Below are 13,723 nucleotides of genomic sequence, written 5' to 3' on the forward strand. Positions count from 1 at the left end.
AACCATGTCTTATGACGTAATGCACGCGCCCTCTGCTCATCACGATGAGCATGAGCATCATCAGCAGGAAACCACGATCTTTGGTTTCTGGATCTACCTGATGACAGACTGTATCATTTTCGGCACGCTGTTTGCCGTCTTTGCTACACTCTGCCATCACTTTGCTGGTGGGCCGACGGGGAAGGACCTGTTCGATATCAAGAATGTTGAGATCGAAACAGCCATCCTGCTTTTCTCCTCCATCACCTACGGCTTTGCTTCCATCAACGCCCACAAGAAGAACAAGGGTGCCGTGCTGGGTTGGCTGCTGCTGACCTTCGTGCTCGGCGTGTCCTTCGTCGTTCTGGAGATCAACGAGTTCCACGAGCTCGTGGCTCACGGCGCAGGGCCGGACAAGTCCGCCTTCCTGTCTTCTTTCTTCACGCTGGTAGGGACACATGGGCTGCATGTCACGATCGGTCTGATCTGGATGCTGGTCCTGTTCTTCCAGATCATGGGCAAACAGGGGCTTAGCACCCGGATGCAGACGAAACTGACGTGCCTGAGCCTGTTCTGGCATTTCCTTGACATCGTCTGGATCTGCGTCTTTTCCTTCGTTTACCTGGGGAGTGTTGTCTAATGAGCGGGAATCATACGACATCGCACGAAGGTGAAAATCACGGCTCCTATGGCTCCTACATTGTAGGGTTCATCCTTGCCGTGGTCCTGACAGTGGCATCCTTTGCCACTGTTCTCAGCAAGGCCTTCTCCTTCTGGCAGACGATTGCCATTCTCGGTGTGCTGGCTGCAGTCCAGATGGTCGTCCATCTGATCTTCTTCCTGCACATGGGTACGAAGAGCCTCTCCCAGCGGCAGAATCTGGCAGCTTTCATCGTGACGGCCCTGATGGTCCTGATCGTGGTTGCCGGGTATCTGTTCGTTCTCTGGGACGCTCAGGCGAACATGATGGCTGGTTGATAGACCGGCCCATCATGTCAGCGACATGAAGAAACCGGTGGGGAGAAACCTCCACCGGTTTTTTTTATGTGTGATGCAGCCGTGGCAGCCATGCAAAGAAAAACCCCCGGAGGGAGAATTCCCCCGGGGGTTCTGTTCCGTTCCAGCAGGAAGAAGGCTGGCGTCAGTCCTTGTGTGGCTCTTCGGAGAGCATCTCACGCTTGCCTTCCTTGCCGTTCCATTCCTCACGGTCGGCCGGGGGCGTGCCCTTCTGGCTCATGTTCGGCCAGATGGCTGAATATTTGGCATTGATCTCCATCCAGTCAGCGGCACGGGCATCACTGTCGGGGAAGATGGCTTCTGCCGGGCACTCAGGCTCGCACACGCCGCAGTCAATGCATTCATCAGGATTGATGACGAGGAAGTTCTCACCAGCGTAGAAGCAGTCAACGGGGCAGACTTCCACACAGTCCATGAACTTGCAGCGAACACAGTTTTCTGTGACCACATAGGCCATTATTGCCGTCTCCGGTTTGGTGTTGCAGGCCAGCCAAACGGCCCATTTCAAAGATTCCAGCACTGATATGCCGAAAGCGGAGGGCCTTTTGCAAGCCTATTGTCAGAAATTGGCCGTCTTTTCCTCGATCCGTTCATAAAGGAGGGCGGCCTCTCTGGCAGGACCACGTCGCTCTCCCAGCTGCATGACACGCCATACGCAGACCTCCCCCTGACGGTGGGGAGAGGCGAAGCTGACGATGTCTCCCAACCGGAGGCGGGCATGGGTCTTGTGGGTCCGCTGTCCGTTGATGCGAACCCGTCCCTTGCGGATGAAGGCGGCGCAGAGACCACGGGTTTTGGCCAGGCGGGTGTAATAGAGCCAGAGATCAAGCCGCTGTCCGTCCATCATGATGATCTGCCAGATGACCAGTTCCGGAGGGCTGCGAATGGTGAGTCGGCCTGCTTCTGGGCGGCTTTCTGTTCCCTGCGGCCAGCAGACGGTTTCTGTTGCCGGTTCCTGCGCCGTTCGGTGCCTTTCTGGCGGCCGGAAGGCCGTGTGTCCCTGCGGCCCGTCCGACCCAGAATGATGAGGGGCGAGGCGACGCCATACTGCCCGGCCGAAAGCGGCTGCGGCGCATGATGGGGAATGTTCAGGCTCTTGAGCAGGGCGGGCAGCAGGGTCGCCTTTATCCCGAGGGATGAAGCCAGTGTGTCGGGAGTCACGATATTGCGGCCGGGCTGCCTGCCATGAGGGCGAAGGGTGGAGAGCAGGGCATCCAGCCTGTCCAGACGGACATGCACGGGGCCGGCCTTTTCCCAGCCCGGCGGGGGGATGGGATGGCCATCGCTTGTGAGACAGATGCGGGCGGCATCGGGTGTGGCCTGCTGGCGGTCATGCCAGATGTTGTGCAGCAGGACCATCATCGGCAGGCAGGCCGGGCGGAACAGCTGCGGGCAGTAGACCTGCCGCCAGCCGATGCGAACCCCGCTGCGGTGCAGGCGTTTTCTCTCGGCAGGGGTAAGGGTGCGGTCTTCGGGCAGGGTAGGGGTGGTGCCGCCATCCTCCCGCAGGCGGTAATAGAGGCCACGCAGGATGGGACTGTCCTGCAGCTTGTCTTCCAGACGGAAAAAGAATTCCAGAACGGTGCTGATCCGCTCCGTCATCAGGGCCTGAAGATGGGTCTGTACCTGTCGGCTCTGGTGGTTGTCCTGAAACTCACCGGGCAGAAGCTGGATGAGGGGGTGAAACAGGTCATCGCCCCGCACGAGGGTGGCAATGGGGGCACCTTCCCAGTGAATCTGCCTGTCATCGGTCAGGGTGAACCGGCTGATGTCCTGTGTGAGGAAATGGCGTATCCGGGCGGGCATGGCCTGCCGCAGGGCACGCCTGCCTGCCCGGCGCAGCAGGTCACCCTCCCGGCTGTCGGCGGGCGTGTCGATCTGCATGGTGAAGCCCACAATCTGCCCGACCTCGTGCCCTTCCACGATGATGCGGTTCTGGGGGGTGACGGCATGGAGAGCCTCGGAGGCCGCCCCGGGTTCAGGACGGCGGAGCAGGGCGGTGGCCCGCCTGTTGACGAAGCGTTCCTTCAGCCGTTCATGCAGCGTGTCGGAGAGGCGGTCCTCCACGGCACGGCAGCGTTCCTGCCACTGGCGGCTCTGGTGCATCCAGCCCGTCCGGGCAGCCACATAGGCGCAGACCCGCACGCCGGAGAGCCGGTGCATCAGTGTGTCCATGTCGCCATCCAGCCTGTCCAGCCCTCTCAGCTGGCTTTCCATCCACGCTGGAGGGATGCGGCGATGTTTCAGGAGGTCAAGGAACAGGCGGGCACAGAGGCGTGTATGGCTGCCATCGCCCAGCTTGCGGAAGTCCGGAATCTGGCAGACATCCCAGAGCAGTTCCGTTGCCCTGTGGCCACGGGCCACTTCCCGGATGTCGTCCATCTGCATGAGGCCGGTCAGGACATCCAGATCGGAGGCCGTACGCCCGGTGATCAGGCCGGGGCGGGGAGGCTTGCGCATCAGGCTGTTGAGAAGCGTCTCGGGCGAGGTGTAATCCAGAGCCGTCTGCCGCCAGTAGACGGCCTTGATGGCCTCGAACTCATGGTCTTCCACTGCCTTGACGAGCTGCTGGCTCATGGGCGGGCAGGAGGCCGTCGTGCCGAAGGTACCATCCCTCATGCCCCGGCCAGCCCGACCGGTGATCTGGGCGACTTCCTGCGGCGTGAGGGCACGGGAGTTCTGGCCGTCAAACTTGTGCAGGGCGGCGAGGGCGACATGGTCCACATCCATGTTCAGCCCCATTCCGATGGCATCGGTAGCCACGAGATAGTCCACATCCCGGTTCTGGTAGAGGGCGACCTGTGCATTGCGGGTACGGGGGCTGAGACGGCCCATGATGATGGCACAGCCACCCCGTTTCTGCCGGATGGCCTCGGCAATGGCATATACCTCCGTGGCGGAGAAGGCCACGATGGCCGAGCGTGGTGGCAGACGTGTGAGGTTGACCGGCCCGATGTTCGTCAGCCGGGAGAGGCGTTCCCGGGTCTCGATCGTGATGCCGGGAACCAGCTGCCGGAGCAGCCCCCGGATGGTCTCAGCCCCCAGAAAGAGCGTTTCTCCCTTGCCACGGGCATGGAGGAGCCGGTCGGTGAAGATGTGGCCACGGTCCGGGTCTGCGGCGAGCTGTATCTCGTCAATGCCGACAAAATCCACCTTCCGGTCCAGCGGCATGGCCTCCACCGTGCAGGAGAACCAGCGGGCCCCCGGTGGAATGATTTTTTCTTCCCCTGTCAGCAGGGCGACATGGCGCTCGCCTTTCAGCTTCACAAGGCGCTCGTAATTCTCCCGGGCCAGCAGGCGGAGGGGAAAGCCGATGATGCCGCTCTGGTGCGCCATCATGCGGGTCAGGGCGTAATGGGTCTTGCCGGTGTTGGTGGGGCCAAGTACGGCATGGATCACCCCCGATTGCCGGGAAGTGGCTGGGGCAAAGGCTGGATGTGGTCCCGTCATGGCTGGAATGATCTTGCCTGAATCGGATAAAAGCAAGACATTCCATGCAGTTTTTCAGGAAGGCCAGAGTCACGCTCTGGATGATGGGACGGTATCCATATGTCTGACGCTCCGTTTTTGCCCCTCTGTACCTCTGGCGATGGTGGGGTGGCTCTCCCCCTCCATCTGGTCAAGGCGGGTGATGAGGCGACCCTTGCCCACCTGCTGGGGGAGCATGAGGCCTTCCTGCGGCAGCAGGGCTTCGAGGGGTGTGCGGGGCAGTTCACCTTCCTGCCGGGTGGTTCCGGTGTGGCCGGGGCCGTGTTCTGCGTGGAGGAGGGGCGAGGCCCCATGCCTTATGGTGCCCTGCCTGCCCATCTGAAGGAAGGATGCTGGCAGCCGCAGCCTGAAGGGCAGAAGGACGCCGCTCACGACGCCATGCTGGAGGAGCTGGTTCTGGGGTTCTGCCTTGGGGCGTATGATTATTCGCTGAAGCATGAGGGAGGCAAAGACCAGAAGACGGGGCCAAAACTCTGCATTCCGGCCAGCCTCGGGAGAGAGGCCCGGATTCTGGCCCGGGCTGCCTGGCTGGGGCGGGACCTTATCAACACGCCCGCCAATCTCATGGGACCGGCGGAGCTGGCTACTGCTGCCCGCAGGATGCTGGAGGAGCGGAAGGTTGCGGTTGAGCTGGTGGAAGGTGAGGCTCTGGAGAAAGCCTATCCCTGTCTGGCGGCGGTGGGTGCCGGGTCGGACAGACCAGCCGTGGTCGTGATCGGCCGCCGGGATGGCCGGAGCAAGGATGCTCCCCGCCTGTCCCTCGTGGGGAAGGGCGTCTGCTTCGATACGGGCGGGTATGACATCAAGCCCGGCTCCTCCATGGCGAAGATGAAGAAGGACATGGGCGGGGCTGCCCTGATGCTGGCACTGGCCTGTGCCCTGCTGGATGCCGGAACTGACATTGCGCTGGAAATCCGCCTCGGCTGTGTGGAGAACAGCGTCTCCGGCCATGCCATGCGCCCGGGGGACGTGCTGACAACCCGAAGGGGGCTGCGTGTCGAGGTGGGCAACACGGATGCGGAGGGGCGTCTCGTTCTGGCAGACCTTCTGGCAGAGGCTGCCGAGAGCCAGCCTGACGTCCTGTTGGATGCGGCGACGCTGACGGGGGCCGCCCGTGTGGCTCTGGGGCCTGACCTGCCTGCCCTTTTCAGCAATGACGAGGAGCTGGCGGACCATATCCTGACCTCCGGCAGGGAAGCTCACGACCCGCTCTGGCAGCTGCCGCTCTGGGCAGATTATGACGGCTGGATGGACAGCTCCATTGCGGACTGCAACAACCTGTCATCCCGCCCGATGGCCGGGGCGATCACGGCAGCCCTGTTCCTCCAGCGTTTCGTTCCGGAAGGGCAGAGATGGGCGCATGTGGATACCTATGCGTGGAATGACACGGCCCGGCCCGGTCGTCCCGCAGGCGGGGAGGTGCTGGCCCTGAGGGCACTTTTCCGTGCGTTCTCGGAAAGTTTCTGAAAAGAAACAATTTGTAATCTTGTGTGCAGCAACCTGTTTTTTCTTGCCTTTTGCAAGGGAAACGGGTTTTGGAATGGCTGCCTTGCGCTGAGAGTGCTTGTCATTTCGATGTGAAAACGTCACAGAATGGATAGTAGAATGAAATCCCTATACAGGTGCGTCTGATACCACAGCCGGAAGGCTTGCTGGGCCGGCAGGATGATAGGGTGTGTGAAACCGGGAAACGATGGGGCTTTTGTTATGAGTCGGAATGCTGATAATCGCATGCTTCAGTTGCTGCGTGATACGATCGTTTCCACAGTACGTGGTGAGGGGCCGGATCTTTCTGCCCGTCAGCTGGCTGTGTTTCTGAGCTGCTATCTGGAAGATGGCGCCCATACGGTGCGGGGCCTTGCCCAGTCTCTCAATGTGTCCAAACCAGCTATTACCCGTGCGCTGGACCGACTGAGCGAGCTTGATCTGGCCCGCCGCAAGGTGGACCCGCTGGACCGTCGTTCCATTCTTGTTCAGCGAACCCTGAAAGGCTCGGCCTATTTGCGGGACCTGCGTGGCGTGATGGAAGAAGCCTGCGCTGATGATGTGGTCGTCCGTGCGCCTGTTCTTTCATCCGTGGCGTCTCTCCAGACCCGTCGGGCTGGCTGATTTCTTGTCCGGGCCTGTTTCTTTTCTCGACCTGCCCGCCCAGCAGAGGCGTCTTGGGGCGGCCCTGCGGGAGCGGCTGGATCGGGTTATGGCTCATTGCCGTTTCGTAATGGGGCCGGAAGTGGCGGAGCTGGAGGAGCGTCTGGCCCGTCATGGCGGTGCCAGACATGCTGTCGGCGTGTCCTCCGGGACGGATGCCCTGCTGATGGTTCTGATGGCGGAGGGCATTGGCCCCGGCATGGCGGTTTTTCTGCCAGCCTTTACCTACACGGCCACTGCGGAGGTGGTGCTTCTGCTGGGGGCGGTGCCAGTTTTTGTGGATGTGGACCCGCATACCTTCCAGATCAGCCTGCCATCTCTGGAGCAGCGTCTGGCGGATGTCCGGCAGGATGGTCGTCTGAAACCTGTAGCCATCATGGGGGTGGATCTGTTCGGGCAGCCAGCCCCATGGGATGAGCTGAACGACCTTGCCACCCGGGAAGGGCTTTTTCTTGTTGCGGACTGCGCCCAGTCTTTTGGCGCTTCTTACAGGGGGCGCCGGCTGGGGCATGAGGCCAGAGCCACGACTTTGTCCTTTTTCCCTTCCAAACCGTTGGGATGTTATGGCGATGGCGGGGCCGTCCTGACGGACGATGACGACAGGGCCGCACTTTATCGCTCTCTGAGAAGCCATGGGGAAGGGTCGCAGCGTTATGACGTGCAGCGCATCGGGCTGAATGCCCGGCTGGACAGTCTTCAGGCAGCTGTTCTGTTGGCCAAGATGGATGTTTTTGATGAGGAGCTGAAGAGGCGTGAGGCTGTGGCCTGTGCTTATGATGCTGGTCTGCCGTCGCTGGTCCGTCCGCCAGCACGGGTGCCGGAAAGCCAGAGCGCTTGGGCTGTCTATTGCGTGACCCTGCCATCCCGTGCCCTGCGGGACAGTCTGCGGGCCCGCCTTGCCGAGGCGGAAATCGCCACGGCCATCTATTATCCCATGCCGTTGCATCAGCAGCCAGCGTACCGGGCGGTGCATGATGGCGTTGCCCTGCCTGTGGCAGAGAGGATAGGAGAGCATGTGCTGGCCCTGCCGATCCATCCTGATCTTTCTGATGAGGCGGTTGCGCATGTGCTGGCTGTGACTGGAACATGGGCGGAGGAGCAGGATGAGCCGCAACAATAAGTTTCTTCTGGTTTTTGCGGTGGCGGTGATCGTGCCGGTCGTGCTGATCTGGACGGTGGCGTGGCCCATTCTGCGCCCCTGGTCCCTGCCGGACATTGCCCGTGGGACAGTGCAGGAAGCTGGAGAAGAGCGGAACCTCATGGCCGATGAGATCACGGCCATGAACCAGTGGCTGCACCAGCACCAGACAGGCTGGGGAATTTCTGGCGAGGTCCCCCCCAAGGATACACCGGCGGAGGCTGTTTATCAGCTTTCCAGTGCCGATGGTCAGGCCGTCATTCTGTCAGCCTGGCACTTCCGGCATGGTGCCGATGTGGTGGGTATCCAGACAAAGGCAGGTGGGGCGTACCGGATGCGTTCTTTCGAACGTGGGACACTCCATCTGCCTGATCTTCCCTGAGGGGAAAGTCGCTCATTTCTTGGGCGGAGAGGCTGAGCCATCCGTCTCCTTTTTTGTGCTGTCAGATTGTTCCTGCCTGTTTCTGGCCATTTCCAGCTGGGTCAGCTCACTGGTTTCCAGCTGGGTTTTTGTAGCATCCGCCAGTGGTGGAGTCGCCTTGTCAAACACGGCCAGCAGGGCGGCCGTGATGGGGGACGCCAGCACAAGCCCTGGCACACCAAGGATGGAGCCGAAAACACTCTGTGACAGGATGGCCAGAGCAGGCGGCATGTGAACGGCCCGCCGCTGGATGAGGGGGGCCAGGATGTTCCCTTCGCAGAACTGGATGATGCTGTAGAGAATGGCCACGAAGAAAGCCTCTCGTGTGCCGAGGGACAGGCTGATGAGCAGGGCGGGCACAGCCCCCAGGATGGCCCCGATATAGGGTATGAAGTTGCAGAGCCCGGCCACGACACCCAGAGCAAGGGCCAGCGGAATGCCGATCAGATACAGGCCGAGGCCGGAGAAAAGACCGACAGCCAGCATGTCCAGAGCCTGTCCGGCGGTCCATGCCCAGAGAGTGTTGCCTGCACTGTAGAGGAGGTTGCGGGCGGTTTCCCGCTGGTCGGGCGGTACGAGCCGAAGAAAGCCGTTGATGTAGAGGGACGGGGAGACGGCAAAATAGAAGGCTGAAATCAGCACGACAAAGAGCGTACCAACCAGACCGAAAGCGCTGCCCAGCAGGCCGGTGACGGACCCGGCAAGACCAAAGCCAAAGCTGCTGAGGGGGGTTGTTGCATCATTGCCACCCAGCGAGACGGGCAGGTGGTCCAGCACCATCTGCCCGATGGTTGTCTGGGAGAGATGCTGGTGCATGTCACCGGACTGTGCAACCAGGGCGTTCTTGAGGGCAATGAACTGTTCCCCGATGGCCGGGCCGTTGCTCCAGACCAGAGCCGTCATGATGCCAATGACAGCGAGGGCGACAAGGCTGACAGCAACCGGATAGGGAATGAATTTCATGTGTCGCCGCAGGATGCGGGCCAGCCCGTGCAGAACAATGGCCATCAGTGTGGCAGCAAACAGGACCGCCAGTACCTCGCCCATGAGCCAGATGGCCAGCATGATGAGGGAAAGCCATAACGTCAGGCGAATGATGCCGTAGATACGGTCCAGCGCATTGGCGGGAGTCTGCTGTGCCGCAGGAATGGGAGGGCGGCTGAAGAAAAAAGACATCGGGCGGGGCAGTTCCTGTGAGGGGCGGCGAAGATGACGAAAGAGATAATGTGGCTTATTTCACGGCAGGTCAATTTGTGGCTTTTTCAAGTTCCTCCTGCGCTTCCAGCCAGTGCATTTCTGTTTCGTCCTGTTTCTGGCTGACGAGGGCGAGATCGCTGTTCAGCGTGGCAATATCTTCTGCACGGCTGGACTGATAAAGGTCTGGGTCGGCCAGTTTGGCTTCCAGCTGGGCTTTGGCTTTTTCCAGACGTTCCAGCCGTGTTTCCAGATCACGGATCTTGCGGCGGAGTGGAGCGAGCTGGCGGGTCTGCTCCTTGCGCTGGGCACGCTGCTGGTTCCTGTCCGGCTGCGGGATGTCGTCATCCGTGTCTTTCCGGGATCGGGCTGCCTGACGCTGGTTTTCCTGCGTGGCCTGTCTGGCCCGTTCGTCCAGCCATGTGCGGTAATCGTCCATGTCGCCGTCAAAAGGCGTGATCGTCCCGTTTTCGGCAATCCAGAGCTGGTCAGCGACGGATTCCACCAGATGGCTGTCATGGCTGATGAGAATGACGGCCCCTTCAAACTCACCGAGGGCACGGATGAGCGCATCACGGGCATCAAGGTCCAGATGGTTGGTCGGTTCGTCCAGCAGCAGCAGATGGGGAGCGTGGCGGGTGGCCAGAGCCAGAAGCAGGCGAGCCTTCTCGCCACCGGAGAGGCTGCTGACAGGGGTTTCCGCCCGTTCTGCATCCAGCCCGAAACGGGCCAGCTGGGCACGGACCTGTGGCGGGGTGGCCTCCTTCAGCGTACGGGCCATGTGCTGGACGGGGGTTTCATCCAGAACCAGTTCATCCGTCTGATGCTGGGCAAAATAGCCAACCCGCAGACGGGAGGAGGCCTGCACCTCGCCGGACATGGGAGACAGCTGCCCTGCCAGAAGTTTGGCGAAGGTGGATTTGCCGTGCCCGTTGCGCCCCAGCAGGGCTATCCTGTCCTCACTGTCCAGCCGGAGGGAGAGGCGGCGCAGGATGGCCGTCTCACCATAGCCGACGGACACGTCATCCAGTTTCAGCATGGGGGGGGGCAGGGCACCGGGGGCCGGGAAGGAGAAATGGGTGGGGGTGTCCTCCACCACCGCATCAATCTGCGGGAGGCGGGCCAGAGCCTTCAGGCGGGACTGGGCCTGCTTGGCTTTCGTGGCCTTGGCCCGGAAGCGGGCCACGAAGGCCTCCATCTTCGCCCGCTGGTCCGCCAGCTTTTCGGCCTGCCGGTTCTGCTGGAGCCTCTGTTCCGTGCGTATCTGCACGAAGCGTTCATAGCCGCCGGGGGTGAGAGAGAGTTTTTTCTGGTCCAGATGGGCAATGGCCTGCACGCTGTTGTCCAGCAGCGCACGGTCATGGCTGACGATCAGGGCCGCACCGGGGAAGCGGGCCAGCCAGTTCTCCAGCCAGAGCGTGGCCTCGATGTCCAGATGGTTCGTCGGCTCGTCCAGCAGCAGGAGGTCGGGGGCCAGAAAGAGCGCACTGGCCAGGGCCACACGCATCCGCCATCCGCCCGAGAAATCATTGACGGGACGCTGCTGTGCCGCCTGATCGAACCCCAGACCCGCAAGAATGGTGCTGGCCCGGGCTGGCGCACTGTGGGCATCGATGGCGAGCAGGCGTTCATGCACGTCCGCCAGACGGGTCGGGTCTGTCGTGCTGTCGGCTTCTGCCAGAAGGCGGGTGCGTTCCTCATGGCTGTTCAGGACCGTGTCCAGAAGAGAGAGGTGGCCGGAGGGTGTTTCCTGCTTCACCCGGCCCATCGTGGCACGGCCGGAAAGGGTGATGCTGCCGCCATCGGGAGAGATGTCCCCGGCAATGGCGGCCAGAAGGGTGGATTTTCCTGCCCCGTTATGGCCGATCAGCCCGATGCGCCGCCCGGGTTCGATGGTGAGGGAGGCCTGGTCGAGCAGGGTACGGCCTGCGATGCGCAAGGTAAGATCGGTAATGGAAAGCAGACTCACGCAGGCCCTCGGACGATGAAAATACGAAAAAAGATGCCCCGAACACTACCAGAAACAGGTTTTTTCCTCTAGGGGAGGCTGATTATAGACGTCTATTACTGAGGAGGGTCTTATGGCTCTGGAACGTACACTGTCCATCATCAAGCCTGATGCCACACGTCGCAACCTGACCGGCAAGGTGAATACTGTATTCGAGAATGCAGGCCTGCGCATCGTGGCCCAGAAGCGCATCCAGCTGACAGAGAAGCAGGCTGGTGCTTTCTACGAAGTCCACAAGGACCGCCCCTTCTTTGGTGAGCTGGTGTCCTTCATGTGCTCCGCTCCGGTGGTCGTGCAGGTTCTGGAGGGCGAGAATGCTGTTGCCCACCATCGTGACGTGATGGGTGCCACCAACCCGGCCGAAGCCGCAGAGGGAACCGTCCGCAAGCTTTATGCCCAGAGCATTGGCGAGAATTCCGTTCATGGCTCTGACAGCCTCGAGAATGCAAAGCGTGAGATTTCTTTCTTCTTTGCCGAGACGGAAATCCTGCCCTGATCCCTCTCTGAATGGAGAGCGGCATGGGGCATCGGCCCCTATAAGAAAGGGAGCCGGAGACGGCTCCCTTTTCTGTATCCAGCTGGTGGATCCTGTTCAGGAAATCTGCCGTCCCTCGATGAACCGGCGCAGTGTTTCCGGGTAGAGGCGGTGTTCCTGCTCCAGAACACGGGCTGCCAGAGTGTCAGCATCATCGCCGGGCAGGACGGGGACATGGGCCTGGGCCAGAATGGGGCCTTCATCCACACCATCTGTTACGAGATGGATGGTGCAGCCATGCTCCTTGGCTCCCGCCTTAAGGGCGGCCTCATGCGTATGCAGGCCGGGGAAGGCGGGCAGCAGGCTGGGATGGATGTTGATCATGCGGCTCTGCCACTGCTGGACAAGCCAGGGGGTCAGCACCCGCATGTAGCCTGCAAGGCAGATCAGCTTCGCACCAGAGGCCCGGACGGCCTCGTCCAGTGCCCGCTCATGAGCTTCACGATCCTTGCCGTATTCCTTGTGGGGAATGCAGAGTGTTTTTATTCCAGCCCTGCTGGCCGTTTCCAGCCCGGCCGCATCGGCCCGGTTGCTGAGGACAAGAACGATCTCGGCAGGAAAGTCTGGCCGGGCACAGGCTTCCATCAGGGCGACCATGTTGCTGCCACGACCGCTGATGAAAACGGCGATGGGGGTCTTCTTCACCATTGGTTCCTCAGCCCAGATTCAGCGGGGAGGTGAGGCGGAACGGCGTGCTGCTGCGGACGACACGGCCAATCAGCATGGCTTCTTCATCACGCTGTTCCAGCTCTGCCATGACCTTCTCCGGCTCGCTGGTGACCAGCACCATGCCGATGCCGCAGTTGAAGACCTTCAGCATTTCATCCTCGCTGACAGGTCCCTGCTCGGCAAGCCATGAGAAGATGCCGGGGATCGGCCAGCTCTGCCCGTCCACTTCCACACCCAGCCCTTCAGGCAGGACACGGGGCAGGTTCCCGGGCAGGCCGCCACCGGTGATATGGGCGCAGCCATTGATCAGCTTCTTCTCATGCAGGGCAAGAACGGTGCTGACATAGAGGCGTGTGGGCGTCAGGAAGGCTTCGGCCAGCGTCTGCTTCGGGGAGAAGGGGGCAGGGTCGTTCCAGCTCAGGCCGGAGGCTCCCACGATGTGGCGGACGAGGGAGAAGCCGTTGGAATGGACACCGGAGGATGGCAGGGCGATCAGGCTGTCGCCTTCATGGATGGTGGCGGGCAGCATGGCATCACGTTCCACGGCACCAACGCTGAAGCCTGCAAGGTCGTAATGGCCCTTGCCATAGAGTCCCGGCATTTCAGCCGTTTCACCCCCCACCAGGGCGCAGCCGCTTTCCTTGCAGGCGTTGGCAATGCCCTTGATGATCCGTTCCGCCACGGCGACGGAAAGGCTGCCCGTTGCCATGTAGTCTAGGAAGAAGAGCGGCTGGGCACCCTGCACGATCAGGTCATTGACGCACATGGCCACGAGGTCGATGCCGATCTCATCATGCAGGCCGCTTTCGATGGCGAGCAGGAGCTTCGTGCCCACACCATCCGTGCAGCTGACGAGCACGGGGTCTTTCAGGCCCGCTGCCTTGGGGTCGAACAGGGCACCGAACCCTCCAAGCCCGCCCATGACACCGGGGCGTGTCGTGGCCTTGGCCGCCGGCTTGATGGCATCGACCAAGGCATCTCCGGCTTCGATGTCCACACCGGCTGCGGCGTAACTGGCACTGGGGGAGGAGGATGTCTTGGTCATGGGGGTATGATGTCCCTGCTGGTTGATGCTGGTGCCTTTATAGAGCATCCTGCGTGAAGACGGAATGTGCAGGACTGTCA

General features: G+C 61.4%; 14 protein-coding genes. 7 read left to right on the forward strand and 7 right to left on the reverse strand.

Translation table 11 applies throughout. The features are described from left to right. The first annotated feature begins 4 nt into the window (after nt 1–4). Together cyoC and cyoD are read left to right on the forward strand one after the other, a co-directional pair. On the forward strand, nt 5–619 hold the full coding sequence (gene cyoC, locus GM608_RS03270; protein ID WP_043561362.1) for a cytochrome o ubiquinol oxidase subunit III: 615 nt from the start codon (nt 5–7) through the stop codon (nt 617–619). After that, a complete protein-coding gene (gene cyoD / locus GM608_RS03275) occupies nt 619–957 on the forward strand; it encodes a cytochrome o ubiquinol oxidase subunit IV (protein WP_043560511.1) in 339 nt (112 codons plus the stop codon). Before cyoC ends, cyoD begins: the two co-directional genes overlap by 1 nt. Before the next feature lie 163 nt (nt 958–1,120). On the opposite strand, the gene fdxA is transcribed toward cyoD, so the two are convergent. The 3 genes from fdxA to GM608_RS03290 all read right to left on the reverse strand — a co-directional run bounded on the left by fdxA (nt 1,121) and on the right by GM608_RS03290 (nt 4,446). Then, a complete protein-coding gene (gene fdxA, locus GM608_RS03280) occupies nt 1,121–1,453 on the reverse strand; it encodes a ferredoxin FdxA (protein WP_043561359.1) in 333 nt (110 codons plus the stop codon). A 102-nt stretch (nt 1,454–1,555) separates the two neighbouring features. Continuing rightward, nucleotides 1,556–1,843, reverse strand: coding sequence for an RNA-binding S4 domain-containing protein (locus tag GM608_RS03285; protein ID WP_043560508.1), 288 nt, complete (start codon nt 1,841–1,843; stop codon nt 1,556–1,558). Then, nucleotides 1,840–4,446 carry a helicase-related protein gene (locus GM608_RS03290; protein ID WP_333644994.1) on the reverse strand — a complete coding sequence of 869 codons (2,607 nt, stop codon included), beginning with the start codon at nt 4,444–4,446 and terminating at the stop codon, nt 1,840–1,842. The genes GM608_RS03285 and GM608_RS03290 overlap by 4 nt, the downstream gene beginning before the upstream one ends. A gap of 99 nt (nt 4,447–4,545) precedes the next feature. Between GM608_RS03290 and GM608_RS03295 the strand changes: the two genes are divergently transcribed. The 4 genes from GM608_RS03295 (at nt 4,546) to GM608_RS03310 (ending at nt 8,153) form a co-directional block, all read left to right on the forward strand. Next, nucleotides 4,546–5,952, forward strand: coding sequence for a leucyl aminopeptidase family protein (locus tag GM608_RS03295; protein ID WP_333644995.1), 1,407 nt, complete (start codon nt 4,546–4,548; stop codon nt 5,950–5,952). 240 nt (nt 5,953–6,192) lie between these two features. Then, the gene (locus tag GM608_RS03300; protein ID WP_043561353.1) at nt 6,193–6,594 is read left to right on the forward strand and encodes a MarR family transcriptional regulator; all 402 of its coding nucleotides are present in this window, start codon (nt 6,193–6,195) and stop codon (nt 6,592–6,594) included. A gap of 4 nt (nt 6,595–6,598) precedes the next feature. Continuing rightward, nucleotides 6,599–7,753: a DegT/DnrJ/EryC1/StrS family aminotransferase gene (locus tag GM608_RS03305; RefSeq protein WP_333645115.1), complete on the forward strand. Its 1,155-nt coding sequence runs from the start codon at nt 6,599–6,601 to the stop codon at nt 7,751–7,753. Next, complete coding sequence (locus GM608_RS03310; protein ID WP_043560501.1) at nt 7,737–8,153, forward strand: hypothetical protein; 417 nt, start codon at nt 7,737–7,739, stop codon at nt 8,151–8,153. The genes GM608_RS03305 and GM608_RS03310 overlap by 17 nt, the downstream gene beginning before the upstream one ends. A 12-nt stretch (nt 8,154–8,165) precedes the next feature. Here the strand turns inward: GM608_RS03310 and GM608_RS03315 are convergent, their stop codons facing one another. Together GM608_RS03315 and GM608_RS03320 are read right to left on the reverse strand one after the other, a co-directional pair. Beyond that, complete coding sequence (locus GM608_RS03315) at nt 8,166–9,368, reverse strand: AI-2E family transporter (RefSeq protein ID WP_333644996.1); 1,203 nt, start codon at nt 9,366–9,368, stop codon at nt 8,166–8,168. Between the two features lie 70 nt (nt 9,369–9,438). Continuing rightward, the gene (locus tag GM608_RS03320) at nt 9,439–11,355 is read right to left on the reverse strand and encodes an ABC-F family ATP-binding cassette domain-containing protein (RefSeq protein WP_333644997.1); all 1,917 of its coding nucleotides are present in this window, start codon (nt 11,353–11,355) and stop codon (nt 9,439–9,441) included. A 112-nt stretch (nt 11,356–11,467) separates the two neighbouring features. On the opposite strand from GM608_RS03320, the gene ndk reads away from it, so the two are divergent. Then, the gene (gene ndk, locus GM608_RS03325; RefSeq protein WP_043560494.1) at nt 11,468–11,890 is read left to right on the forward strand and encodes a nucleoside-diphosphate kinase; all 423 of its coding nucleotides are present in this window, start codon (nt 11,468–11,470) and stop codon (nt 11,888–11,890) included. A gap of 96 nt (nt 11,891–11,986) precedes the next feature. On the opposite strand, the gene purN is transcribed toward ndk, so the two are convergent. Together purN and purM are read right to left on the reverse strand one after the other, a co-directional pair. Then, on the reverse strand, nt 11,987–12,577 hold the full coding sequence (gene purN, locus GM608_RS03330) for a phosphoribosylglycinamide formyltransferase (RefSeq protein WP_333644998.1): 591 nt from the start codon (nt 12,575–12,577) through the stop codon (nt 11,987–11,989). A gap of 7 nt (nt 12,578–12,584) precedes the next feature. Next, nucleotides 12,585–13,643, reverse strand: coding sequence for a phosphoribosylformylglycinamidine cyclo-ligase (gene purM, locus GM608_RS03335; RefSeq protein WP_043561347.1), 1,059 nt, complete (start codon nt 13,641–13,643; stop codon nt 12,585–12,587). Between the last annotated feature and the right edge of the window lie 80 nt (nt 13,644–13,723).

Origin of the sequence: Bombella sp. ESL0380, from assembly GCF_009725805.1 — a bacterium.
GTDB lineage: Bacteria > Pseudomonadota > Alphaproteobacteria > Acetobacterales > Acetobacteraceae > Bombella > Bombella apis.